General features: G+C 42.2%; 1 protein-coding gene. It reads left to right on the forward strand.

Annotated features, from left to right (window positions below; all coding sequences use genetic code 11):
* Positions 1-105 precede the first annotated feature (105 nt).
* The gene (nblR, locus tag PL9214_RS19815) at positions 106-801 is read left to right on the forward strand and encodes a response regulator transcription factor NblR (protein WP_072720501.1); all 696 of its coding nucleotides are present in this window, start codon (positions 106-108) and stop codon (positions 799-801) included.
* Positions 802-876: the final 75 nt, after the last annotated feature.

Here is an 876-nt window from a genome sequence, read left to right on the forward strand (position 1 = left end):
GGGGGAGAGAGGGAGGAGTGCTATCCTACCTTAGCTCGCTGACTTTGAATAGCTAATTGTCAATAGCCAACTGTCAACAATTAACCATCAACAATCAACAAATCAATGAGTAAGTTGGGGTTAGATCATCATCCATCGATTTTAGTGATTGAGCCAGATGAAATGTTAGCTCAACAAATTAGCCTGGATTTAGAAGAAGCGGGTTATTATCCGATTGTGGCTAGTAATCGAACAGTTGGTTTACATCAGGCTACGGAATTACAACCCGCATTAATTGTAATTGACCGACTGTTGGCAGGAGAGTCAGGACTGTCTCTGTGTCGTCATTTAAGGGATTTGGGAAACCATACACCTTTGTTAGTATTAATGGCAAAAGATGCCATCGAAGATCGGATCGCCTGTTTGGAGTCAGGAGCCGATGACTATTGTTTAAAACCCTATCGGACGGAGACTTTTTTAGAACTGGTCAATCTGTATTTGAAGCCTGCGACTAGCAATAATGAACAATTGCGGTTTGGGGAGTTAGTCTTAGATTTAGCCACTCGTCGGGCACTTCGCAATGGTAGAACCATTGAACTGACAATGAAGGAGTATGAATTACTCAAATATTTAATGGAACATCCTCGCGAAGTTTTAACCCGTGAACAAATTTTAGAGAATGTCTGGGGTTATGACTTTCTAGGAGAGTCCAATGTTATAGAAGTTTATATTCGTTATTTACGGCTGAAAATTGAAGACGAAGGGGAAAAACGTTTAATTCAAACAGTTCGAGGCGTTGGATATGTCCTCAGAGATGGTTGACCATTGACAGTTGACGGTTCAAAATCAGCGACCAAAGACGGTCGCACCCCCTCCCCTCTTCTCTTCTCCCCCTGT

This window comes from Planktothrix tepida PCC 9214 (genome assembly GCF_900009145.1).
Lineage (GTDB): Bacteria > Cyanobacteriota > Cyanobacteriia > Cyanobacteriales > Microcoleaceae > Planktothrix > Planktothrix tepida.